22 protein-coding genes and 1 pseudogene are annotated in these 21142 nt (G+C 71.7%); 10 read left to right on the top strand and 13 right to left on the bottom strand.

From position 1 onward, the window contains the following. Window positions 1-67 precede the first annotated feature (67 nt). Both ACIPJI_RS27785 and ACIPJI_RS27780 read left to right on the top strand, forming a co-directional pair. Complete coding sequence (locus tag ACIPJI_RS27785) at window positions 68-1318, top strand: FAD-dependent monooxygenase (protein WP_402249514.1); 1251 nt, start codon at window positions 68-70, stop codon at window positions 1316-1318. Between the two features lie 28 nt (window positions 1319-1346). Further along, window positions 1347-2252, top strand: coding sequence for a Gfo/Idh/MocA family oxidoreductase (locus tag ACIPJI_RS27780; RefSeq protein ID WP_356620262.1), 906 nt, complete (start codon window positions 1347-1349; stop codon window positions 2250-2252). Here the strand turns inward: ACIPJI_RS27780 and lnt are convergent. Further along, on the bottom strand, window positions 2176-3810 hold the full coding sequence (gene lnt, locus ACIPJI_RS27775; RefSeq protein WP_402249512.1) for an apolipoprotein N-acyltransferase: 1635 nt from the start codon (window positions 3808-3810) through the stop codon (window positions 2176-2178). The two genes, ACIPJI_RS27780 and lnt, sit on opposite strands and share 77 nt — an antisense overlap. 209 nt (window positions 3811-4019) lie before the next feature. Continuing rightward, window positions 4020-4478, bottom strand: a complete 459-nt coding sequence (locus tag ACIPJI_RS27770; protein ID WP_356620266.1) for a nuclear transport factor 2 family protein — start codon at window positions 4476-4478, stop codon at window positions 4020-4022. 89 nt (window positions 4479-4567) lie between these two features. On the opposite strand from ACIPJI_RS27770, the gene ACIPJI_RS27765 reads away from it, so the two are divergent. Continuing rightward, window positions 4568-5191, top strand: coding sequence for a flavin reductase family protein (locus tag ACIPJI_RS27765; RefSeq protein ID WP_402249510.1), 624 nt, complete (start codon window positions 4568-4570; stop codon window positions 5189-5191). A gap of 3 nt (window positions 5192-5194) precedes the next feature. Here ACIPJI_RS27765 and ACIPJI_RS27760 read toward each other — a convergent pair whose 3' ends face one another. The 4 genes from ACIPJI_RS27760 to ACIPJI_RS27745 all read right to left on the bottom strand — a co-directional run bounded on the left by ACIPJI_RS27760 (window position 5195) and on the right by ACIPJI_RS27745 (window position 8579). Then, window positions 5195-6358, bottom strand: coding sequence for a methyltransferase (locus tag ACIPJI_RS27760; protein ID WP_402249508.1), 1164 nt, complete (start codon window positions 6356-6358; stop codon window positions 5195-5197). A 100-nt stretch (window positions 6359-6458) separates the two neighbouring features. Beyond that, window positions 6459-6638, bottom strand: coding sequence for a hypothetical protein (locus ACIPJI_RS27755; protein ID WP_005320253.1), 180 nt, complete (start codon window positions 6636-6638; stop codon window positions 6459-6461). 54 nt (window positions 6639-6692) lie between these two features. Next, entirely contained in the window at window positions 6693-7568 is an 876-nt protein-coding gene (locus tag ACIPJI_RS27750; protein WP_356620273.1) for an undecaprenyl-diphosphate phosphatase, read from the bottom strand. A 240-nt stretch (window positions 7569-7808) separates the two neighbouring features. Further along, window positions 7809-8579 (bottom strand): TVP38/TMEM64 family protein, encoded by a 771-nt coding sequence (locus ACIPJI_RS27745; RefSeq protein WP_402249506.1) that lies wholly within the window; start codon window positions 8577-8579, stop codon window positions 7809-7811. A gap of 49 nt (window positions 8580-8628) precedes the next feature. Between ACIPJI_RS27745 and ACIPJI_RS27740 the strand changes: the two genes are divergently transcribed. The 3 genes from ACIPJI_RS27740 (at window position 8629) to ACIPJI_RS27730 (ending at window position 11716) form a co-directional block, all read left to right on the top strand. After that, window positions 8629-9327, top strand: a complete 699-nt coding sequence (locus ACIPJI_RS27740; protein ID WP_402249504.1) for a DNA alkylation repair protein — start codon at window positions 8629-8631, stop codon at window positions 9325-9327. A gap of 343 nt (window positions 9328-9670) precedes the next feature. Next, entirely contained in the window at window positions 9671-10840 is a 1170-nt protein-coding gene (gene tuf, locus ACIPJI_RS27735; RefSeq protein WP_356620279.1) for an elongation factor Tu, read from the top strand. A gap of 30 nt (window positions 10841-10870) precedes the next feature. Further along, a complete protein-coding gene (locus tag ACIPJI_RS27730; RefSeq protein ID WP_356620281.1) occupies window positions 10871-11716 on the top strand; it encodes a fused MFS/spermidine synthase in 846 nt (281 codons plus the stop codon). 285 nt (window positions 11717-12001) lie between these two features. On the opposite strand, the gene ACIPJI_RS27725 is transcribed toward ACIPJI_RS27730, so the two are convergent. Both ACIPJI_RS27725 and ACIPJI_RS27720 read right to left on the bottom strand, forming a co-directional pair. Then, window positions 12002-13309: an MFS transporter gene (locus tag ACIPJI_RS27725; protein WP_402249502.1), complete on the bottom strand. Its 1308-nt coding sequence runs from the start codon at window positions 13307-13309 to the stop codon at window positions 12002-12004. Between the two features lie 77 nt (window positions 13310-13386). Beyond that, the gene (locus ACIPJI_RS27720; RefSeq protein WP_356620285.1) at window positions 13387-14418 is read right to left on the bottom strand and encodes a hypothetical protein; all 1032 of its coding nucleotides are present in this window, start codon (window positions 14416-14418) and stop codon (window positions 13387-13389) included. Window positions 14419-14510: 92 nt separating this feature from the next. On the opposite strand from ACIPJI_RS27720, the gene ACIPJI_RS27715 reads away from it, so the two are divergent. Beyond that, window positions 14511-14963 (top strand): DUF4442 domain-containing protein, encoded by a 453-nt coding sequence (locus ACIPJI_RS27715; RefSeq protein WP_189470077.1) that lies wholly within the window; start codon window positions 14511-14513, stop codon window positions 14961-14963. A 104-nt stretch (window positions 14964-15067) separates the two neighbouring features. Continuing rightward, window positions 15068-15241 (top strand): annotated as a pseudogene (locus ACIPJI_RS27710) (DedA family protein); the annotation flags it as partial. 20 nt (window positions 15242-15261) lie between these two features. Here ACIPJI_RS27710 and ACIPJI_RS27705 read toward each other — a convergent pair. Beyond that, window positions 15262-15792 carry a gamma carbonic anhydrase family protein gene (locus ACIPJI_RS27705; RefSeq protein ID WP_402249500.1) on the bottom strand — a complete coding sequence of 177 codons (531 nt, stop codon included), beginning with the start codon at window positions 15790-15792 and terminating at the stop codon, window positions 15262-15264. A gap of 190 nt (window positions 15793-15982) precedes the next feature. Between ACIPJI_RS27705 and ACIPJI_RS27700 the strand changes: the two genes are divergently transcribed. Then, window positions 15983-17209, top strand: a complete 1227-nt coding sequence (locus tag ACIPJI_RS27700) for a cytochrome P450 (protein WP_402249498.1) — start codon at window positions 15983-15985, stop codon at window positions 17207-17209. Window positions 17210-17365: 156 nt separating this feature from the next. Then, entirely contained in the window at window positions 17366-18352 is a 987-nt protein-coding gene (locus ACIPJI_RS27695; RefSeq protein ID WP_402249496.1) for an SMP-30/gluconolactonase/LRE family protein, read from the top strand. A gap of 51 nt (window positions 18353-18403) precedes the next feature. Here ACIPJI_RS27695 and ACIPJI_RS27690 read toward each other — a convergent pair whose 3' ends face one another. The 4 genes from ACIPJI_RS27690 to ACIPJI_RS27675 are packed head-to-tail and all read right to left on the bottom strand — an operon-like array spanning window position 18404 to window position 21069. Then, window positions 18404-19699: a cytochrome P450 gene (locus tag ACIPJI_RS27690; RefSeq protein WP_402249494.1), complete on the bottom strand. Its 1296-nt coding sequence runs from the start codon at window positions 19697-19699 to the stop codon at window positions 18404-18406. Further along, window positions 19696-20313, bottom strand: a complete 618-nt coding sequence (locus ACIPJI_RS27685) for a GTP-binding protein (RefSeq protein WP_402249492.1) — start codon at window positions 20311-20313, stop codon at window positions 19696-19698. The genes ACIPJI_RS27690 and ACIPJI_RS27685 overlap by 4 nt, the downstream gene beginning before the upstream one ends. Continuing rightward, window positions 20294-20653, bottom strand: coding sequence for a DUF742 domain-containing protein (locus ACIPJI_RS27680; protein WP_307705210.1), 360 nt, complete (start codon window positions 20651-20653; stop codon window positions 20294-20296). Before ACIPJI_RS27680 ends, ACIPJI_RS27685 begins: the two co-directional genes overlap by 20 nt. Continuing rightward, entirely contained in the window at window positions 20650-21069 is a 420-nt protein-coding gene (locus ACIPJI_RS27675; protein ID WP_307705209.1) for a roadblock/LC7 domain-containing protein, read from the bottom strand. The genes ACIPJI_RS27680 and ACIPJI_RS27675 overlap by 4 nt, the downstream gene beginning before the upstream one ends. Between the last annotated feature and the right edge of the window lie 73 nt (window positions 21070-21142).

The following is a 21142-nucleotide window of genomic DNA, read 5'->3' as shown; positions in this document are numbered from 1 at the left end:
TGGAACTACAGATGTAGTAGCGTTGGCCACGTCACTACAGGTGTAGTAATCGAGTGGAGGAGCAGCCATGCCCGTACCGCGTAAAGCCGCTCACGCAGTCGTCGTCGGCAGCGGGATCGGCGGCCTCACCGCGGCCGTCGCCCTGCGGCAGCACGGCTGGCAGGTCACCGTCCTGGAAAGGGCCGCGTCCCTCGAGCCCGTCGGCGCGGGCATCGGACTCGCCCCCAACTCCCAGCGCGCACTGGACGTCATCGGACTCGGTGACGAGATCCGTGGCCTGGCCGCCTGGCAGGGCTCCGGCGGCATGCGGACCCCCGCCGGCCGCTGGCTGTCCCGCATCGACAGCGCCGCCGCCGCGGAACGGTTCGGCGGACCCCTCGTGCTCGTCCACCGCGCCACCCTGATCGACCGGATCGCCCGCAGACTGCCCGAGGGCACCGTCCGCACCGGCTGCCCCGGCGACCTGGCCGACGCGGGGATTGCCGGCGGCCGCCCGGCCCGGGTGAGGACCCCCGACGGCGACATCGAGGCGGACCTCGTCATCGGCGCCGACGGCATCCACTCCGGCGTGCGCCGCGCCCTCTTCCCCGCCCATCCGGGGCCCGCCTTCTCCGGGATGACCACCTGGCGCGTGGTCGTACCCGCGCCGGAGCAGCCCTTCGAGCCGCACGAGACCTGGGGCCCCGGCTCCCTGTGGGGCACCCAGCCCCTCAAGGACGGCCGGATCTACGCCTACGCGGCCGCCATCGCCCCGCGGGGAGGCAAGGCGGCCGACGGCGAGAAGGCCGAACTGCTGCGCAGGTTCGGCGACTGGCACGACCCCGTCCCCGGCGTCATCGCCGCCGCCGCACCACAGAGCGTGCTCCGCAACGACGTCCACCACATGATCCGGCCGCTGCCGGCCTACCACCGCGGCCGCACCGTGCTCCTCGGCGACGCCGCGCACGCCATGGCCCCGACGCTCGGTCAGGGCGGCAACCAGGCCATCGAGGACGCGATCGTCCTCGCCCACAACACGGCCACCGGCCTCGACCTCGGCGCCGGGCTCGCCGCCTACAGCGCGGAGCGCCTGCCGCGCACCGCGGCGATCGTCCGCAAGTCGGCACAGGTCGCCCGGCTGATGTCGCTGAGCAGCGCACCCGCGGTCGCCGTCCGCGACGCCCTCATGTCCACGGTGTCCCGCCTCGGCCCCGGCCTGGTGCTGCGGACCTTCGACGGGATCGCCGACTGGCAGCCACCAGGGCGCACGTATGCTGCCGGAGCACAGGACGCGCATCGAGAGCCAGGCGCGCACGAAGAACAACCGGAACGGCCGTGAGCCGGCCGGGCATGTGAGGGGGAACCCCGTGAAGGTCGGCTGCATCGGGCTCGGCGACATCGCGCGGAAGGCGTACCTGCCGGTGCTCACGACCCTGCCCGGGGTCGAACTGCACCTGCAGACCCGCACGCCGGCCACCCTGACCCGGACCGCGGAGACCCACCACATCCCCGCCGAGCGGTGCCACACCGACCTGGACTCCCTCCTCTCACAGGGACTGGACGCGGCCTTCGTCCACGCGTCGACCTCCGCCCACGCCGAGATCGTCACCCAGCTGCTCGAGGCCGGCGTGGCGACCTACGTCGACAAGCCGCTCGCCTACGAACTGGCCGACTCCGAGCGACTGGTGGCGCTGGCGGAGGAGCGCGGCACGAGCCTCGCCGTCGGCTTCAACCGCAGGTTCGCCCCCGGCTACGCGCAGTGCCTCGAGCACCCGCGCGAACTGATCCTGATGCAGAAGAACCGCGTAGGCCTCCCGGAGGACCCGCGCACCCTCGTCCTCGACGACTTCATCCATGTCGTCGACACCCTGCGCTTCCTCCTTCCGGGAACCGTCGAGCACACCGACGTACGCGCACGGATCGTCGACGGGCTGATGCACCACGTCGTGCTCCAGCTGTCCGGGGACGGATTCACCGCCATCGGCGTCATGAACCGGATGAGCGGCTCGACGGAGGAGATCCTCGAGGTCTCGGGGCAGGACTCCAAGCGCGAGGTCCGCAACCTCGCCGAGATCGTCGACCACAAGGGCCAGCCCAGCGTCCGGCGGCGGGGCGACTGGGTGCCGGTGGCCCGCCAGCGCGGCATCGAGCAGGTCGTGCACGCCTTCCTCGACTCCGTACGCGCGGGGAAGGTCCTCAGCGCACAGGACGCGCTGAGGACTCACGAGCTGTGCGAGCGTGTGGTCCGCCTGGCACTGGAGCAGGCCGCCTGAGGGCACGCACACCGCCGACGGCGCCCAGCACGGCGAGCAGCGCCACCGACGCGTACACCGGCCAGTCGCCGAACCTGACGTACAGCGTGCTGCCGGAGGCCAACGGCACCTCGTAGACCGCCGCGGTGGTGCTCTCCGTCGAGAGCGGTGCTCCGACGCGGTCGCCGCCCGCCGCGTACACCGCGCTCACGCCGGTGAGCGTGGCGTGCACCATCGGCCGGCCGCTCTCCGCCGCGCGCAGCGCCGCCAGCGACGCGTGCTGCTCCGGGGCCCAGCTCTCCTGGAACGACGACGTCGCCGACTGGGCCACCAGCACCTGTGCGCCGTCCCGTGTCAGCCGTCGGCTCATGTCCGGGAACGCCGACTCGAAGCAGACCAGCGGCCCGAGCCGCAGACCGGGCGCCCGAGTGCCGTCACCCGGCAGCGTCATCACCACCGGGGCGCGCCCGCGCAGCCGGTCCTCGCCCGCCGCCCGGCCCACCGACGTGGCCCAGCCGAGCACCGACCTGGCCGGGATGTACTCGCCGAACGGGACGAGCCGCATCTTGTCGTACCGGTCCCCGGTCGGGCCGTCCGGGCCGACGAGCACCGAACTCTTGTAGATCCCCGGCGCACCCGAGGCGTCCTCGCTCCGTGCGTCCACATTGACCAGCACCGGCGCGCCGACCTCGGCGGACAGGGCGGCCAGGCGCTCCGCCAGGTCGGGCCGCGCCCGCAGGTCCGCGCCGACGCTGCTCTCGCCCCAGACCACCAGATCGGGATCGCGGCCCTTCAGTTCGCGCGTCAGCTCCTCGCCGCGGTCGAAACGCCGCTCTGCGCTGAGCATGCCGCCGACGACGCCCGGCTGGACCACCGCGATCCGCACCCGGCCCGATTCACGCGGCTGGGGCGCCCACGCCCACACCAGGGTCACGCCGGTCGCGCAGAGGACGACCGCCGCCACAGCGGCCCTCCGGGCGCTCTCGACCGCCACGAGGAGCACGACCACCGTGTTGACGGCCAGCACCAGCAGGCTCACCAGCCAGACACCGCCGACCGAGGCGAGCCGCAGAGCCGGCGTCACCTCCCACTGACTCGCGCCCAGCAGGCCCCACGGGCCGCCGAGCCCCTCCCAGGAACGGACCAGTTCGATCATGAGCCAGCCCGCGGGGACGGCGCCGACGGCCACCGCCGCACGGGCCGTCGAGGGCGTCCCGCCGAGCATGACCCGCACGAGCACCCCCCACGGCGCACACAACAGCCCCAGCAGCGCGGCCAGCACCAGCAGGAAGACATGCAGGCTCGGCAGCAGCCAGTGATGCATGGCGATCATGAAACCGGCACCGCCGAGCCAGCCCTCGAACGCCGCACGGCGGGCGGTGGGCGCGGTGCGCAGCAGCAGCATCCACGGGACCAGGGCGATATAGGCGAGCCACCACAGCGACGGTTCCGGAAAGGCGAGCGCGGGCAGTGCACCGGTCACGAACGCGACGCCGCCGCGCGACCCCCGCGAACGAAGAAACCGCTCGTGCCGCCCGTCGTGCCGCGTCCTGTCCCGCCTGCCGACCGGAATCCGCATGCAGCGCCTCCTCGTCCGGCCTCGAGGGGCCACGAGCCGTTCCACCACCAGTGTGCGCGAAGATCGGCGCCGGCGAACAGTGCGCCTCACCCGCCCCAGGCGCCACCGAGGACGCGCCGTGGCGCGGCTTCGGCCGGCTCCGCGTCTCCGTCGCGTCAGCCCGCCGGGTTTCCCCGCCCTGTGCCGCCGGGCGCGCGTCCTTTGTAGCGTCAGGCGTCGCCGGGCTGCCCGCCGCCGCGCCGCCACTTCTCCTCGATCACCACGGACCGCAGCCGCCAGCCGGCTTCCTCGCGGGTCAGAACGAACCCGTAGCGACCGCCCGACACGAACTCGTCACCCGATTCCGTCCGCATCGGATTGAGGTAGTCGGCGTGCACCTCGGCCCGGTCACCCGGATACCCGCCCAGGTCCTGGACAGTCACCCGCCGGTTCACGATGAGGTGCTGGCGGACGGGAAAGAGCCGCATCGCACGCGCCAGCCACTCGGCGACCTCGGCCGCCGGCCCCTCGATACCGCCGGAACCGCGGTAGTCCGCCCGCCCGTCGCCCGTGAACAGCGCACGGTAGGCCTCCCAGTCGCCGTCGTCGACGGCCACCGCGTAGTCCGTGACGACATCGTCGACGGCAAGCCTGTCCATCACGGTCGCGAGATCCACGCGCTGTGTCATCGGGTCAGTGTCGGCCAGGCGGCCTGCCAGGCCAAGAGGTGTGCACACCCGTCACCCGCACGGCGTCGGCGACCGGCCATACTCCACCCATGCGCATCGACTTCGATCCCGCCCGCTGCGACCGCGACGCCTTCTACCGGCTGATGACGGCAACCGTCGTGCCGCGCCCCATCGCCTGGGTGTCCACCACCTCCGCGGAGGGCACCGACAATCTCGCCCCGCACTCGTTCTTCACGATCTCGTGCGTGGCACCGCCGGTCGTCCAGTTCACCTCGGTCGGACGCAAGGACTCGTTGCGCAACATCGAGGAGACCGGGGAGTTCGTGGTCAACTTCGCGCCGGAGGCCATGTTCGAGCAGATCAACGCCACGGCGACGGACTTCCCCCGCGGGATCAGCGAGTTCGACGCCGTCGGCGTCGCCAGGGAGCCCGGCCTGCGGGTGAAGCCGCCGCGGGTCGCTGCGTCTCCCGTGGCTCTCGAGTGCGAACTCCACAGCACGCTGCGGCTCGGCGACTCGACCGTCGTCTTCGGCAGGGTGGTGCACGCCGCGGTCAGCGAGGAGGTCATGGCGGAGGGGCACCCGGAGGTGACCAGGCTCGCGCCGCTGACCCGGCTCGGCAAGGACGAGTGGGGCACGCTCGGCGGTGTGCGCGAGATCTCCCGTGTCCCGTACAGCCGTTGGCAGGAGGCACAGGCCGGAGCGGCCCGCTGAGGATCAGCGCCGTACTGCCTTGAGCACGACGAACTTGGGGTCGCCGGCGACCACTTCGCAGTTGCCGAACAGCCGCCGCAGCCGCACGTGGTAGCCGAGGTGCCGGTTGCCGACGACCCAGAGCTCACCACCGGGACGCAGCGCCCGGCGCGCGTCGGCGAACATCCGCCGTGCCGCCGTGTCGGTCGTCGCCCGGTGCGAGTGGAACGGCGGATTGTTCAGGACCAGGTCCACCGACGCGTCCGCGAAGGCGGACAGCCCGTCGCCGACCAGGAACTCCGCTTTGCCGGACGGCACGTTGTCGTGGAAGGTGGCCTCCGCGGAGGCCACCGCGGAGTACGACTCGTCGACGAACGTCACCTCCGCGTCGGGGTCGGCCAGCGCGGCCGCCGTGCCGACCACGCCGTTGCCGCAGCCCAGGTCCACGACCCGCGCCAGGCCATGGCCCCGCGGCAGGTGGCGCAGGAAGAAGCGGGTGCCGATGTCGAGGCGTTCCGCGCAGAAGATGCCCGCGTGGTTGGTGACGGTGAGGCCGGCGAGGACGCCGGTGTCGGACGGCAGGGCGTACCGCAGCGGCCACGGGCTCGGGAGCCGGGGGAGGGCCGGGTCGGGGCTGCAGAAGATCAGCCGGGCCTTCTTCGCCGCGAGTGACGTCCTGGTCGGCCCGAGGACGCGCTCGAACAGCTTCAGCGTGGACGTGTGGATCTCCGTGACCATGCCGGTGCCGACGACGACGGTGTCCGCGTCCACGGACGGGGCCAGCCGGTGCAGCTGGTCCTCGAGCAGCGCGAGGCTCTTCGGCACGCGGATCAGGAGCACGTCGATGTGCTCCGGCGGTTCGTCCCGCGCGGTGAGGAGCCTCACCGTGCCCGGCTCGACGCCGGCTCGGCGCAGATTGCCGCGGGTCGCCTCCTGGCCCAGGAACGAATCGGTGATCTGGACGATCTCCCCGGTCCCGTGGGCCGCGAGGGAGGTGACCAGGGCGCCCCACCGGTCGCCGACGACGGCCACCGTGCCGGACAGGTCCGTCGGTGCGGCGTCGTCGATGCCGTGCAGATGGCGCAGCAGGTACTCGTCGGCGGCGTCCCAGGCGCGGAGCGTGTCGCGCGGGTCCTCGGGGAAGCGGGCGAGCTCGTACGCGCCCCATGGCGTGGTCAGACGGTTCATCGTGCACTCAGGCTAGCCGAGCGGGGGAGGGGCGCTGCCCGGCCTCGGGCGGCGTGACCGGGCAGCGGCCTCACGGGCCGCCGCTGCCGCCCGCTGTTCGCTAGGCGGCGCGCTGTACGTCCTCGCGTGCCGCAGCGGCCCACTCCACCACCAGTGCCTCGTACTCCGGACGCCGGTCCTCGGGGAGTGCGCCGTCGGCCCACAGCTCTCGGATCCGTGCGTTCAGCTCGGATGCGGACAACAAGGTTTCGGATTCGGACTCGCGGGGAAAGGCGGACATGTTTGCCAGGTTACGGCCTCGGCCCCGCACCCGTCTCCCCCACTGACGGCTCGCTCAGCCCCCCGACTCACCCGCGTGCGGGCTCAGCACATCCGTCCCCACCAGGATGTACAGCAGGATTCCGAGCAGAATCCGGTAGATCACGAACGGCATGAAGCTCTTCGTAGTGATGAATTTCATGAACCAGGCGATCACCGCGTAGCCCACACCGAAGGCGATGATCGTCGCGAAGACGGTCGGCCCCCACGACACATGGCCGCCCTCGCCCGCGTCCTTCAGCTCGAACAGCCCGGACGCGAGCACGGCGGGGATCGCCAGCAGGAACGAGTAACGGGCCGCTGCCTCACGGGTGTAGCCCATCAGCAGACCGCCGCTGATGGTGGCGCCGGAGCGGGAGACGCCCGGGATCAGCGCCATCGCCTGGCAGACGCCGTAGATCAGACCGTCACGGACGCTCAAATCCTTCAGCGTCTTGCGCTCCTTGACCACCCGGTGCCGGCCACCCGCCTCGTCGCGGGCGGCGAGCCGGTCCGCGAAGCCGAGGACGATGCCCATCACGATGAGGGTCGTGGCGATGAGCCGCAGATCACGGAACGGGCCCTCGATCTGGTCCTTCAGCGTGACGCCGAGCACACCGATCGGGATGGAGCCGACGATCACGAGCCAGCCCATCTGCGCGTCGTGGTCGCTGCGCATCGCCTTGTCGGTGAGCGAGCGGAACCACGCGGACACGATCCTCGCGATGTCCTTGCGGAAGTAGATGAGGACGGCCGTCTCCGTGCCGATCTGGGTGATCGCGGTGAACGCGGCCCCCGGGTCGTGCCAGCCGGCGAACGCGGCGGTGAGCCGGAGATGCGCGCTGGAGGAGATGGGAAGAAACTCCGTCAGCCCCTGGACGAGCCCGAGGATGAATGATTCGAACCAAGACATGAAAGCTATGCCACCCAAGAGCTGATCACGGTCTGTCAGGCGCGCGCGAAGGCACATGACCCGTGAGACACGACTCACGTACGTCATCGGGCCGGCGCCGGGTGGCAGCGTAGCGCCCCAAAATGAAGCGCTTGCCGCAGCCCCCGCCGCGGAGGCGGGAGACGCACACGCCCGCGCCTCATACGCGGGTCCGAAGACGCCGGCGGCGGGCCGGCGGACGGTGGTCCCGGCGCGCGTGCCTCAGCGGCCGGCGACTCGGCCTTCGGCGACTCGGCCTTCGGTGCCGCGGACTTCGGAGCCTCGGCCTTCGCTGCCGCGCAGGCGGTGGCGCTTGGTCCAGGCGACCGCGGCCGCGGCCACGCCCGTCACCACGATGAAGCCCATCGCGATCAGGAAGGCGGGAGATGTCGGCGAGCCCGCCCGGCTGCCGGCGACGACGTACGCCGCCGTGTTGGGGATCGAGCCCAGACCGGTCGCGAGAAGGAAGGGCAGATAGCCCATGCGGGACACGGCAGCGCAGTAGTTGGCGGCGGCGAACGGCACACCCGGGAACAACCGGATCGCCAGCATCGAACGGAAACCGTGCCGGCTGAGCTGACCGTCGGCGGCCTTCAGCCAGCGGCCACGCAGCAGCGGCCGGAGCGCCTCCTGACCGAGCAACCGGCCGAGCGTGAAGGCGATTCCGGCCCCCAGCACCGTGCCTGCGAGCGCAGCCGGGAGCCCGGCCTGCGAGCCGAACAGCGCCCCCGCCGCCAGGTTGAGGATCGGCCGCGGCACGAACGCCGCCGTGCACACCCCGTACCCGACGCCGAACAGCACCACGGCCGCCGGCCCACCCACCTGCGGCGGCCAGCCGGCCGAGAGCAGCCGCTGCGGCTCGTAGAGCAGGACCGTCACCGCCGCGGAGGCCAGCACCACCGCGAGGAGGGACAGCCGCGACCAGGGCGAGAACAGGGCCCTGGAACAGCGGAAGGCGAGACCGGATGCCGGCCGGGGGACGGGGTCGAACATCCGGGGAGACTAACCGACAGCCGCCCGTGATCGCCTTATTGTGTGCCGTATGACGCACGTCGTACCGCGCAGCGATCTCGCCGACACCGTCATGGCCCGGCTCGTCGTCGCGTACCCGGCCGCGGGGGACGCCGACCGCGCCGCCAAGGCCGCCGCGTACATGAAGGGCGTCGCTCCGTTCCTCGGCATCCCCGCCCCGGAACGAAGGAACCTGTCCCGCACGGTGCTCGCCGGCACGCCCCGCCCGGACGAGGCGGACTGCACGGCTGTCGCGCTGCGCTGCTGGTCCCTGCCGGAGCGGGAGTACCACTACTTCGCCGCCGACTATCTCCGCCGCCACGCCGACCGCTGCTCCTCCGGCTTCCTGCCCGTGGCACGCCGGCTCGTCACCACCGTGCCCTGGTGGGACACCGTCGACGCGCTCGCCGCCCATGTCGTCGGGCCCCTGGTGGCCGCCGATCCGGCGCTCGGGGCAGTGATGGACGAATGGATCGACGACGAGGACATGTGGGTGGTGCGCACGGCGCTCCTGCACCAACTGCGCTACCGGGCCGCGACGGACAGCGGCAGGCTGTTCGACCACTGCCACCGCCGCGCCGGCCACCCGGACTTCTTCGTCCGCAAGGCGATCGGCTGGGCACTGCGCGAGTACGCCCGGACCGACCCCGACGCCGTACGGCAGTTCGTCGACGGCGCCGGGGACCGCCTGTCGCCGCTGTCCGTCCGAGAGGCGCTCAAGCACCTGTGACGGGCGCCGGTGACAGGCGCGCTTGACCGCTCGTGGCGGGCGCTCTGACCGGTCCTCCCGCCGGGCCGTCGCGCGCGAACCGCCGTGCCGGGAAAACCGTTCGACGGTCGCACCCGCACCGGGCGATCATTCACTCATGTTCCGGTACGCCTTCCTCGCAGCGCCGTCCGCAGACGCGGACGCGCCGAAGGCTGCCGTTCTCCCCGCGGCCGATGCTGCCGCAGCGCCCCTCGACGGCGCCCGAAGCTGACCCTTCCCGGATCGTCCGGCGGACCCCGCAGGGGGAGGGTCGGCCAGGCCCAGGGGTCCCACACTTCGAGTTCCGGGAAGGAACCATCGCGCCATGCCCAAGACGGCATACGTGCGGACCAAGCCGCACCTCAACATCGGCACCATGGGCCACGTCGACCACGGCAAGACCACCCTGACCGCCGCCATCACCAAAGTCCTCAGCGAGCGGGGGAGCGGCACGTTCGTGCCGTTCGACAGGATCGACCGGGCGCCCGAGGAGGCCGCGCGCGGCATCACGATCAACATCGCGCACGTCGAGTACGAGACCGACACCCGCCACTACGCCCACGTGGACATGCCGGGCCACGCCGACTACGTCAAGAACATGGTCACCGGCGCCGCCCAGCTGGACGGGGCGATCCTCGTCGTCTCCGCGCTCGACGGCGTCATGCCGCAGACCGCGGAGCACGTCCTGCTCGCCCGCCAGGTGGGCGTCGACCACATCGTCGTCGCCATCAACAAGGCCGACGCGGGCGACGACGAGCTCACCGACCTCGTCGAGCTGGAGGTCCGGGAGCTGCTGACCGCCCACGGGTACGGCGGTGACGCGGCGCCGGTGGTGCGCGTCTCGGGGCTGCGGGCGCTCGAGGGCGACCCGCGCTGGACGGCCGCCGTGGAGGCACTGCTCGACGCCGTCGACACCTATGTGCCGATGCCCGTCAGGTACACCGACGCGCCGTTCCTGCTGCCCGTGGAGAACGTGCTCACCATCACGGGGCGCGGAACCGTCGTCACCGGGGCCGTCGAGCGGGGCACCGTACGGGTCGGCGACCGCGTGCAGGTGCTCGGCGCGGACACCGAGAGCGTGGTGACAGGACTGGAGACCTTCGGCAAGCCGATGGAGTCGGCGGAGGCGGGGGACAACGTGGCACTGCTGCTGCGCGGCCTCCAGCGTGACCGGGTCCGGCGGGGCCACGTCGTCGCCGCGCCCGGCAGCGTCGTGCCGAGCCGGCGCTTCACCGCGCAGGTGTACGTGCTGTCCGCCCGTGAGGGCGGCCGGAGCACACCGGTCTCCACCGGCTACCGGCCGCAGTTCTACATCCGCACCGCGGACGTCGTCGGCGACATCGACCTCGGCGGGACGGGCGTGGCACGGCCCGGCGAGACGGTCGCGCTGACCGTCGAGCTCGGCCGGGACGTCCCGCTCGAGCCGGGGCTCGGCTTCGCGATCCGCGAGGGCGGCCGCACGGTCGGCGCGGGCACGGTGACGACCGTGCTCTGAGACGGGGGGCGGGACGGGGACAATGGCCCGGTGAACGAGCCGATCCCCGTCCTGCGCGCCGTCGACGGCGGCACCGCCAAGCTCATGCCCGACGTGGACCATGAGCGGGCCTGGCTGCTGACCGTCGACGGCGCCCCGCAGTCGTACGTCGACCTGGACGACCCCACGCACCTCGAGTTCGAGTACGTGCGCCGGCTCGCCCACGTCGTCGACTGCGCGGCCGACGAGGGCACGCCGCTCTCCGTGCTGCACCTCGGCGGCGGTGCCCTGACGCTGCCGCGCTACATCGCCGCGACACGGCCCGGCTCCCGTCAGGACGTGATCGAGTACGACGCCGGGCTCGTCGCCCTCGTCGCCGAGCATCTGCCGCTGCCCGACGGGTCGGGCATCACCGTCCACCGGGACGACGCGCGGCAGTGGGTCGAGGACGCGGCGGCGGACTCCGTGGACATGGTGGTCGCGGACGTCTTCGGCGGCTCACGGGTCCCGGCGCACCTGACCACGGTCGAGTACGCGAGGGCCGCGGAGAGGGTGCTCCGGCCGGGTGGCGTTTACGCCGCCAACCTCGCCGACGGCGCGCCGTTCACCTTCCTCCGCTCCCAACTGGCCACCTTCGGGGAGGTCTTCGCCGAGCTCGCCCTGATCGCGGAACCGTCCGTGCTGCGGGGGCGCCGCTTCGGCAACGCGGTGCTGCTCGCCTCGCAGTCGCCGATCGACACGGGGCCGCTGGCGCGGCGGACGGCGTCCGACGCGTTCCCGGCGCGGGTCGAGCAGGGGGCGGCGCTGGTGCGGCTGCGGGGTGGCGCGGGGCCGGTGGGCGACGCGACGGCGGTACGGTCGCCGGAGCCGCCGGACGGAGCGTTCACGGTGGGGTGACGGGCCGCTGCGCGGGGCGTGTTCCCCACCCTGCCCCTTCCCGCTGTACCGATGTGCGGCTCCGCCGCGTGGCGGGCAAGCCCCGGACCCCGTACGGCCTTCGGCCGTGCCCTCAAGCGCCGGGCGGGCTGGATTTCGCTCCGCGAAATCAGCCTCGCTGGAGGCACCTCCCACGGCCGCCAGGCCGTAGGGGGAGATTGAGGCGCGGGGTCCGGGGGAGGAGCCCCCGGTCACGGGAAGGGGCGGGTAGGGGACAAGCCCGCCGCAGGCGTCACGCGCCCGCCCCTACGCCTGCCCCGCCGCTTCCTTCGGCGCCGCCGGCAGCGGCGCCGAAGGCCCGCCCCCCGCGACCGTCGCCCCGCGCCGCCTCAGGTTCCGTACGTCCGGCACGAACAGCACCGCCGCCGTCACGACCACCACCAGCGCCGCGCACCCCAGCAGGGACGCCCGCCGCCCGAACAGGGATTCCGCCGGGCCGGCGAGCGCCGTGGCGAGCGGCAGCATCGCGACCGAGCCGAACCAGTCGTAGGCGGAGACCCGGGAGAGCATGTCCTCGGGGATCTCCTGGTGCAGCGCCGTCATCCAGGCCACACCGAACACCTCGATCGCCACGCCGCTGACGAACATCACCACCGCGAGGCCCTCCACCTGGAGGGGCACCGCGAGGGCCGCGGACGGCGCCGCGAGCGGGAAGACGCACAGCGTCCCGGCGAGCAGCAGCCGCCGCGGTTTCCACCGCATCATCAGCAGCGCCCCGCCGAGCGTGCCCACACCGAACGCCGCGAGCGCCACACCCCAGGGCGCCGCGCCGCCGAGTTCGTCCCTGGCGACCAGGGGGCCGTAGACGGATTCGGCCGCTCCCACGACGGCGACGACCACCGAGAACTGGGCCACGATCGCCCACAGCCACGGCCTGGCGACGAACTCCTTCCAGCCGTCGCGCAGATCGGCGAGCAGCCCGCCGCCCGCTTCCCGGGGCCTGATGTGGCTCACGTCCAGGAACGCCCGCAGCGCGCCCGCGACCGCGAAGGCCGCCGCGTCCACGGCGAGGACCCAGCCCGGTCCGATCGCGGCGATCATCGCGCCGCCGAGTGCGGCCCCGCCGATGGCCGCGCCGTGCATGGCCATCCGGAACAGGGCGAAGGCCCGGCTCGCCTGGTCGCCGCTGACGCTGGACATCAGCATGCCCTCTGCGGCGGGGTTGAAGAACGCCTGGCCGGTGCCGCAGAGCGCGGTCAGCAGCATCATCTGCCACAGCTGCGGTTCGCCGGACAGTACGACGAAGGCGAACAGTGCCTGCGAGACGCAGTTGAGGGCGTTGGCGGCGACCATCACCCGGTGCCTCGGCAGCCGGTCGGCGATCGCGCCGCCGATGAGCAGGAACAGCACCAGCGGGAGTGTGCGGGCGGCGGCCACCAGACCGACGTCCCCGCCGTCGCCGCCCGCCTGCAGCACCGCGAACGCCGCCGCGATCAGCGCACCATGGCTTCCCAGGTTGGTGATGATCGCGGCGGCGGTCAGCAGTGTGTAGTTGCGGCCCGCCCATTCGGGGCGGCGCGAGGTGCGGCGTGGTGCGGCAGCGGGAGATGTCACCGGAGGACTATCCCTGGTGCCGCCCGGACTTGCCAAACGACTTGTCGCGCCTCTGCCGGTGGCAGGCGGTCAGCGGTTCAGCCCGAGCTGCCGGCCAGTCGTACGGTGCTGAGGATCTGCTGGATCGTGGCGTCGGGCACCTCGTCCGGCACGCCGGTGTTGGAGTACAGCACCCAGCTCGCGAAGTCGCCCTCGGTGTTCTTGAAGCTGAACGCGATCGACTTACCGTCGGTCTCGCACTTGTTGTCCTTCTTCACACCCTTGGCCGTGGCGGTGGAGAGGCTGCCCTTGAGGCCCGACTTCGTCGTGTAGTCCACGGCCTTGGTCACCTTGACGGTTCCCTTGGGCTCGGTCTGGGCGTAGGCGGCCCAGGCCCAGTTGCCGGCCTCGTTGTAGGCGGCCTCCGCGGTGCTCTTGGCGCCCTTGCCGCCCTTGGTGCCGGTGCTGGCCAGCCCGTAGTCCTCCTCGCTGCCGTCCTTGTCGGAGTCGAAGAGGCACCACTTGCTCTTGAAGTGGGCGGGCGCGGACATCATGACGACGGCCGAGCCGTCGCCCTTCTTCTCGTCCTCGAAGCCGGTGGCCATGCCGGAGCTCGCGACCTCCCACTCCGCCGGCACGTCGAACTGGGTGCCGTGCTTGGGGTTGGTGACGACCTTCCAGCCGGCGATCGTGGGCTTGGCCTCACCGCCGCGCGGGTTGCCCGTCGGCGCCGGGGCGGGCTCTTCGGAGCCCTTCGGCTTGTCCGAGGCGTTCGGGTCGGCCGGCTTCGAGGCGGCGACGTCACCGCCCTTGCCCGACGACTTGCCGTCGTCCGGCAGTACGACGATGCCGGTCACGACGGCGGTCGCGACGACTGCGGTGGCCGCCACGATCGCGATGATCGTCGTCTTCTTCTTCTGGTCACCGGCCGGCTGCGGCGCTCCCGGCGTCTGGCCGGGCACGGCGTACTGCGGCACGGTCGGCTGCTGGTACGGGTTGGGCTGCTGGTACCCCGGTTGCTGGTATCCCGGCTGCTGATACGGATTCGGCTGCTGGTACCCCGGCTGCTGGTACGGGTTCTGGTCCTGCGGGTTCTGCTCGCCCCCGGGCGGCTGCTGTCCTGGCCACATGGCCAGTAACCATAGAGGTGCGGCCGTGGCTCTTCTACGTCCGGGCCCCACGGGGATGGCCAAGTGGGCCTACTCGTGGGTAACATCCGGGCATGAGCGCAGACCAGATGTCCATCGGCGAACTGCTCGCCGCCACCGTCCCCATGGTCAAGACCCTCAACCTCGAGTACCTGGAGACGACGGCAGAGCGAGCGGTGCTGCGGCTGCCGGACCAGCCCGAGTACCACAACCACGTCGGCGGGCCGCACGCCGGCGCGATGTTCACCCTCGCCGAGTCGGCGAGCGGCGCCGTCGTCCTGGCCGCGTTCGGCGATCAGCTGAGCCGCTCGGTGCCGCTCCCGGTGAAGGCGGAGACCAGCTACAAGAAGCTCGCCAAGGGCGTCCTCACGGCCACCGCGACGCTCGGCCGCCCCGTCGCCGACGTCGTCAAGGAACTGGACGCCGGGGAGCGCCCCGAGTTCCCCGTCACGGTCGCCATCCAGCGCGCCGACGGCGCCGTGACCGGCGAGATGCACATCGTCTGGACCCTGCGCCCGAACAGCTGAGCGCGGTCACGCACCGACATCGGGCCGCCCGGCACCCCTGAGGTGACCGGGCGGCCTTTCGCGCGCCGTGACGCACCCGTGTGACCAGGTAGGCTGCCCGGCGGGTCGGTGTCGTGGCGGAGGCATGGTTCAAGCGCTTCTCGTGACTCGGGCTCGTCCTCGCGGTGGCGGTCGGCGTCACGTCGATGCTGGTGCTCACGAGCCGGGCGAAGAAGGCGGCGGCGGAGCAGCCGGCGGCCGCGTCGCCCCGGCCGGAGCCCGTCCCCGTCACCGACTGACCCGCCACCCGGCCCGGACCTCAGTCCTTGTGCGCGTCCCGGTGCTGGGCGGCCAGGTCCACATAGACCGCCGCGTTGAGCTTGATGCCGTCCTGCTCCTCCCGCGTCAGCTCACGCCGCACCTTCGCGGGCACCCCGGCCACCAGGGAGCCGGGCGGCACCTGCATGCCCTGCGGAACGAGGGCCTGTGCGGCGATCAGTGAACCGGAACCGATGTGCGCTCCGTTGAGGACCGTGGCCCCCATGCCGACGAGGACGTCGTCCTCCACCGTGCAGCCGTGCAGGATCGCGTTGTGGCCGACCGAGACGCGTTCGCCCACGGTGACGGGAAAGCCGGGGTCGCTGTGGACGGTGCAGTTGTCCTGGATGTTGCTCCCCGCGCCGATCACGATCGGCCCGCAGTCGCCGCGCAGCACCGTCTGGTACCAGACACTCGCCCCCGCGGCGACGGTCACGTCACCCATGACGACCGACGTCGGCGCTGCGAACGCCTCCGGGTCGACGTCGGGCTCCTTGCCGCCCACGCCCGCAACCAATGCCCGCTCCGTCATGCCTGCTCCCTCGTGCCTCACCGGTCGTCCCGCGCCTCCCTGCACCGTAAGCCCCCCGCTCCCGTGGCATGCGGCAGGGGGCGCGGTTACTCGCACGGGGCGCACCCGTGCGCGCCGCCTTGCCGTCTGTCGTCCTCGTCGGCGTCTCAATAGCCTTGCGGGCATTGCCCGTTGCTGACGAGGGAGCCCCATGGCCACCGCACAGCACATCCCGGACATCCTGTCGCCCGAGTTCGCCGCCGACCCGTACCCGGCCTACCGGTTGATGCGCGAGCACGCCCCGCTGATCTGGCACGAACCCACCGAGAGTTATCTGGTATCCCGCTACGAGGACGTGGAGCGCGCCTTCAAGGACAAGGAGTCGGTCTTCACCACCGAGAACTACGACTGGCAGCTCGAGCCTGTCCACGGAAAGACGATCGTGCAGCTCAGCGGACGTGAGCACGCCGTGCGCAGGGCGCTCGTCGCTCCCGCCTTCCGGGGCAGCGACCTCAGGGACAAGTTCCTGCCGGTGATCGAGAGCAACGCCCGTGAGCTGATCGACGCCTTCCGGCACAAGGGCGAGGTGGATCTCGTCGACTCCTTCGCCACCCGGTTCCCCGTCAACGTCATCGCCGACATGCTGGGGCTGGACAAGGCGGACCACGACCGCTTCCACGGCTGGTACACCTCCGTCGTCGCCTACTTCGGAAATCTCGCCAGGGATCCCGACGTCGCCGCGGCCGGCGAGCGGACCCGCGTCGAGTTCGCCGAGTACATGATCCCGATCATCCAGGAGCGCCGCGAGAACCTGGGCGAGGACCTGCTCTCCACCCTCTGCGCGGCGGAGGTGGACGGCGTACGGATGAGCGACGAGGACATCAAGGCGTTCTGCAGCCTGCTGCTCGCGGCAGGCGGCGAGACCACCGACAAGGCCATCGCCGGCATGTTCGCCAACCTGCTGGCCCATCCTGACCAGTTGGCCGCGGTGCGCGAGGACCGGAGCCTCATCGACCGCGCCCTCGCCGAGACACTGCGCTTCACACCCCCCGTCCATATGATCATGCGGCAGACCGCTGCGGAGGTCACCGTCAGCGGCGGCACCATCCCGGCCGGTGCCACGGTGACCTGCCTGATCGGCGCGGCCAACCGCGACGGCGAGCGGTACCGCGACCCCGACCGCTTCGACATCTTCCGCGACGACCTCACCGCGACGACCGCGTTCTCCGCGGCCGCCGACCATCTGGCCTTCGCGCTCGGCCGGCACTTCTGCGTGGGCGCGCTGCTCGCCAGGGCCGAGGTCAGGACCGGGGTCGGCCAACTGCTGGACGCCATGCCGGACATGCGTCTCGCCGACGGCTTCGTCCCCCGTGAGCAGGGCGTGTTCACCCGCGGGCCGAGGTCCCTGCCCGTGTGCTTCACCCCGGCGGCCGGCTGAACCCCGGCTCACAGAAGGGCACCGCCCGGCCTGGCTCCTGTGGAGGAGGTGTGATCCACAGCTCTCCATTCGAGTGAACCTTGCGGTGTCCGTATCTCATCATGCAATCTTCCTCGTAGGCTGAATGGAATTCAGTACCGGAGGGGGAAGATTCGAATGGCCAGTGAGCGCCCCGCGCTGTACGAGATGTTCGACGACCGGTTCCGAACCGGTCGTTGCATGAACGGTGATGACCGCCTGGAGGTCCTGTACACAGGCTGCCGCTGGGCCGAGGGGCCGATCTACCTGCCCGCCTGGCGGCAGGTGGTCTGGAGCGACATCCCCAACGACCGGATGCTGCGCTGGGACGAGGAGACGGGCGCCGTCAGCGTCTTCCGCCGCAGCGCCGGGCACACCAACGGCAACACCCTCGACCGGCAGGCGAGGCTGGTCACCTGTGAGCAGGGCAACCGCCGGGTGACCCGGACCGAGCACGACGGCACGCTCACGGTGCTTGCCGACCGCTGGCAGGGAAAGCGCCTGAACAGCCCGAACGACGCGGCGGTGAAGTCCGACGGCTCCATCTGGTTCTCCGACCCGGACTTCGGTATCACCAGCGATTACGAGGGCCATCGTGCCGAGAGCGAGATCGGCTCCAACAACGTCTACCGCGTCGATCCCGATTCCGGCGAAGTGCGGCTGGTCGCCGACTGCTTCGGCGCCCCGAACGGTCTCGTCTTCTCGGCGGACGAGCGGCAGTTGTTCGTCTCCGACACCAAAGCAGGCTGCATCCGGGTCTTCGACGTACGCGATGACGGCACGCTGTCGGACGGCGAGATCTTCGCCGAGGCCGGGGCCCGGCGGCAGGCCCGCTTCGACAACCTCCGCTTCGACGACGCCGGCCGGCTCTGGGCCGCGGCGATGGACGACGGAGTGCACTGCTACGACCCCGACGGCACGCTGATCGGGCGGCTCGACGTCCCCGAGGCGGTCGCCAACATCGCCTGGGGCGGAGTCAAGCGCAACCGTCTCTTCATCGCCGCGGAGACCAGCCTCTACTCGGTGGTCATGGGCGTCACGGGCACGCACCCGACCGGACCGGGGCGCAGGCCGTGGCTGGATCCTGAGTCCCGCGACAGCGCCGCTCCGCCAAGCGCGCGGTGAGCCGGCCGGGAAGCAGGCCGTCACCGCGGTCGCCCGGCGGGGACCGCCCCTCTACCGCTGACTCCCGGTCCGGTACTCCGCGAGGGCCACGACCGGTGTGAAGCTCACCGGCAGCGAGTCCAGTCCCCGCATCCAGACCGACGGCCGCCAGGTCAGTTCGTCCGGCTCCACGGCGAGGACGACGTCCGGCAGCCGCTCCAGCAGCGTCTCCACCGCGGTACGGGCGATCACATCGGCGAGCATCGGTGCCGGATACGGGCACCGGTGCTCGCCGTTGCCGAAGGACAGGTGTGCCGAGTTCTCGGCGCCGATGTGCCCCTCCGGCCAGATCCGTGGATCGGTGTTGGCGGCCGCGAGACCCAGCACCAGACAGTCGCCGGCACGGATCCGGCGGCCGCCGAGCGTGGTGTCGCGCACCGCCCAGCGGCCGATGACGTTCTGGGTCGGGGTGTCCAGCCACAGCACCTCGTTGAGCGCCTGGCCCACACTGAGCCGGCCACCCGACACGTTCAGCGCGAAGCGGTCGTCGGTCAGCAGCAGCCGCAGCGTGTTGCAGATCCAGTTGGCCGTCGGCTGCTGGGCCGCGGCCATGACCACGATCAGGTCCTGTACGGCCTCCTCGTCCGTCAGGCCGGCCGGGTGCGCCAGCATCCGGGTGGTGACATCGGGCCCGGGCGCGCGGCGCTTGTCCTCCACCAGCCGCCGGATGCGCTCCTGGACACGGACGTACGCGGCGACCGGGTCGTCGTTCTCCGCGGCGTCCAGCGAGATCCGCAGGTCCCGCACAAGGCCCTCGGTGTCCGCCCCGTGGGCCGGCATCCCGCACATCCGCACGGCGGCGCGCATCGGAAGGGCATGCGCGTAGGCCGTCATCAGCTCCGCCTGCCCACTGCCGGCGAACGCGTTGATCAGCAGTTCCGCGATCTCGCGGCACCAATGGGCGAGTTCGAACTGGTCGACGGCCTCCAGCGCCTCCGTGACCACCCCGGCGCGCCGCTGGTGCTCCGTTCCCTCGGTGAAGAGCACGGACGGCTGATGCCCGACGAACGGCAGCAGCGGCCAGTCGGCCGGAACGGCCCCCCACTGGTTCCAGCGCCGCGAGTCACGGGCGAAGAGCTCGTCGTGCGCGGTGACGTACGTGACCTCGGTGTAGCCGAGGACCAGCCACACCGGAACGTCACCTTCCAACAGGACCGGCGCGACGGAGCCGTACCGGCCGCGCAGCAAGCGGTACAGCTCCGACGGGCCCTGCTGGAACGCGGGGCCACTGAGCCGTACCGCCTCCTCGTGGGCGGGACAGCCGGGCGGGTGCGGCGCGTGTGCGGCGGTGCCGATGGGGTCGTTCATGGTGTCGTCTCCCGGGCCGTTGCCAGTACATGGAGGTGGTCGGCGAGGCTGAGCAGGACGTGCTTGCCGGAGGAGCGGATCCGCGCGTCGCACTCGACCAGCGGGACGTGCGGGTCGAGCGCCAGGGCCTGACGGATCTCGGTCAGGGAGTAGACACACGGGTCGTCGTCGAACCGGTTGACGGCGACGACGAACGGAGTCCCGCGGTGCTCGAGTCGGTCGATGGCGTACCAGGAGTCGCTCATGCGCCGGGTGTCGACGAGGACGACCGCGCCGAGCGTGCCGGCGAACAGCCTGTCCCACAGGAACCAGAAGCGTTCCTGCCCGGGTGCGCCGAACAGATAGAGGACCATGCGGTCGTTGAGGCTGATCCGGCCGAAGTCGAAGGCCACGGTAGTGGTCGTTTTCGTCGTCGCCACCCCTGCGGTCTCGTCGATGCCGACGCCGGCCTGCGTCATCACCTCCTCCGTGTTCAGCGGGCGGATCTCGCTCACGGACCGGACGAGCGTCGTCTTGCCGACACCGAAGCCGCCCACGATCACGATCTTGAGGCCGTTCTCCGAATCCCTGCCCAACGGCGTGAAGCCGGGAAGCTCAGAGGTTGCGGAGTCCATCGAGCACCTCCTTCAAGAGGTCGGAGTCGGGCAGCGAGCCCCGGAAACGGGCGACCGGCGGATGGCGGGCGGTGACGCGGCCCGTGGCCAGCAGGTCGCAGAGGAGGATCCGGACCACCGTCACGGGCAGCCGCAGCGCGGCCGAGATCTCCACGACCGCCGTGGGGGCGTGGCACAGCTCGAGGATCCGGACGTGCTCCGACTGCAAGCCGTGCGACGGTTCGCATTCGCTGACGATCAGCGTGACCAGGTCGAACGAGTCGTCGTCGGCACGGCTGCGTCCGCCGGTGACGGTGTAGAGCCGTTCCGGGTCACCGATGTCGACGGGACGCCGGGTCATGAGCGCGGACTGTCCTGGGCCGGGAGCCGAGGCGCTGCCCGCAGACGGTCGCCGATCTGGTCGACCAGCTCGGTCATCCGGTGGCCGACCAGGCCGGGGTCGGCGCCGTCCGCCGCGACGACCGCGAGATGTGCGCCGGCGCCTGCCTCGACGATGAACAGCAGCCCGCCGTGGAACTCGGTCATCGAGTGCCGGACACCGCCGGTGCCGCTGCCGAACTCGATCGACGCCCCTTGGGCGAGGGCCTGGATGCCAGAGCAGATGGCGGCCAGCTGATCGGCCTGGTCACGGGTGAGATGCCTGGTCCAGCACAGCTTCAGCCCGTCGCGCGAGAGTACGAGGGCGTGCCGGGTGCCGGGGGTGCGCTCCAGCAGGCCTTCCAGGAGCCAGGTGAGGCTGGTGTCGGTGGTCTGCATGATCGGGGTGGGCCGCGCGTCCGGTGAGGACCGGGTGTCGGCCTGTGCCTCCTGTCGGTTCCGGTGTTCCGGT

It is taken from the genome of Streptomyces sp. NPDC086835 (assembly GCF_044745705.1).
In the GTDB taxonomy this organism is placed as follows: Bacteria; Actinomycetota; Actinomycetes; order Streptomycetales; family Streptomycetaceae; genus Streptomyces.
This window is presented reverse-complemented; position numbering and strand designations above follow the sequence as displayed.

Excerpts from the sequence above, each read along its gene's own strand:
- lnt (WP_402249512.1), bottom strand. The coding sequence starts at position 3,810 with ATGCGGATTCCGGTCGGCAGGCGGGACAGGACGCGGCACGACGGGCGG.
- ACIPJI_RS27745 (WP_402249506.1), bottom strand. The coding sequence starts at position 8,579 with ATGTTCGACCCCGTCCCCCGGCCGGCATCCGGTCTCGCCTTCCGCTGT.
- ACIPJI_RS27750 (WP_356620273.1), bottom strand. The coding sequence starts at position 7,568 with ATGTCTTGGTTCGAATCATTCATCCTCGGGCTCGTCCAGGGGCTGACG.
- ACIPJI_RS27705 (WP_402249500.1), bottom strand. The coding sequence starts at position 15,792 with ATGACGGAGCGGGCATTGGTTGCGGGCGTGGGCGGCAAGGAGCCCGAC.
- ACIPJI_RS27680 (WP_307705210.1), bottom strand. The coding sequence starts at position 20,653 with ATGACCCGGCGTCCCGTCGACATCGGTGACCCGGAACGGCTCTACACC.
- ACIPJI_RS27700 (WP_402249498.1), top strand. The coding sequence starts at position 15,983 with ATGGCCACCGCACAGCACATCCCGGACATCCTGTCGCCCGAGTTCGCC.
- ACIPJI_RS27770 (WP_356620266.1), bottom strand. The coding sequence starts at position 4,478 with ATGACACAGCGCGTGGATCTCGCGACCGTGATGGACAGGCTTGCCGTC.
- ACIPJI_RS27715 (WP_189470077.1), top strand. The coding sequence starts at position 14,511 with ATGAGCGCAGACCAGATGTCCATCGGCGAACTGCTCGCCGCCACCGTC.
- ACIPJI_RS27785 (WP_402249514.1), top strand. The coding sequence starts at position 68 with ATGCCCGTACCGCGTAAAGCCGCTCACGCAGTCGTCGTCGGCAGCGGG.
- tuf (WP_356620279.1), top strand. The coding sequence starts at position 9,671 with ATGCCCAAGACGGCATACGTGCGGACCAAGCCGCACCTCAACATCGGC.
- ACIPJI_RS27765 (WP_402249510.1), top strand. The coding sequence starts at position 4,568 with ATGCGCATCGACTTCGATCCCGCCCGCTGCGACCGCGACGCCTTCTAC.
- ACIPJI_RS27675 (WP_307705209.1), bottom strand. The coding sequence starts at position 21,069 with ATGCAGACCACCGACACCAGCCTCACCTGGCTCCTGGAAGGCCTGCTG.
- ACIPJI_RS27685 (WP_402249492.1), bottom strand. The coding sequence starts at position 20,313 with ATGGACTCCGCAACCTCTGAGCTTCCCGGCTTCACGCCGTTGGGCAGG.
- ACIPJI_RS27690 (WP_402249494.1), bottom strand. The coding sequence starts at position 19,699 with ATGAACGACCCCATCGGCACCGCCGCACACGCGCCGCACCCGCCCGGC.
- ACIPJI_RS27720 (WP_356620285.1), bottom strand. The coding sequence starts at position 14,418 with ATGTGGCCAGGACAGCAGCCGCCCGGGGGCGAGCAGAACCCGCAGGAC.
- ACIPJI_RS27760 (WP_402249508.1), bottom strand. The coding sequence starts at position 6,358 with ATGAACCGTCTGACCACGCCATGGGGCGCGTACGAGCTCGCCCGCTTC.
- ACIPJI_RS27695 (WP_402249496.1), top strand. The coding sequence starts at position 17,366 with ATGGCCAGTGAGCGCCCCGCGCTGTACGAGATGTTCGACGACCGGTTC.
- ACIPJI_RS27740 (WP_402249504.1), top strand. The coding sequence starts at position 8,629 with ATGACGCACGTCGTACCGCGCAGCGATCTCGCCGACACCGTCATGGCC.
- ACIPJI_RS27755 (WP_005320253.1), bottom strand. The coding sequence starts at position 6,638 with ATGTCCGCCTTTCCCCGCGAGTCCGAATCCGAAACCTTGTTGTCCGCA.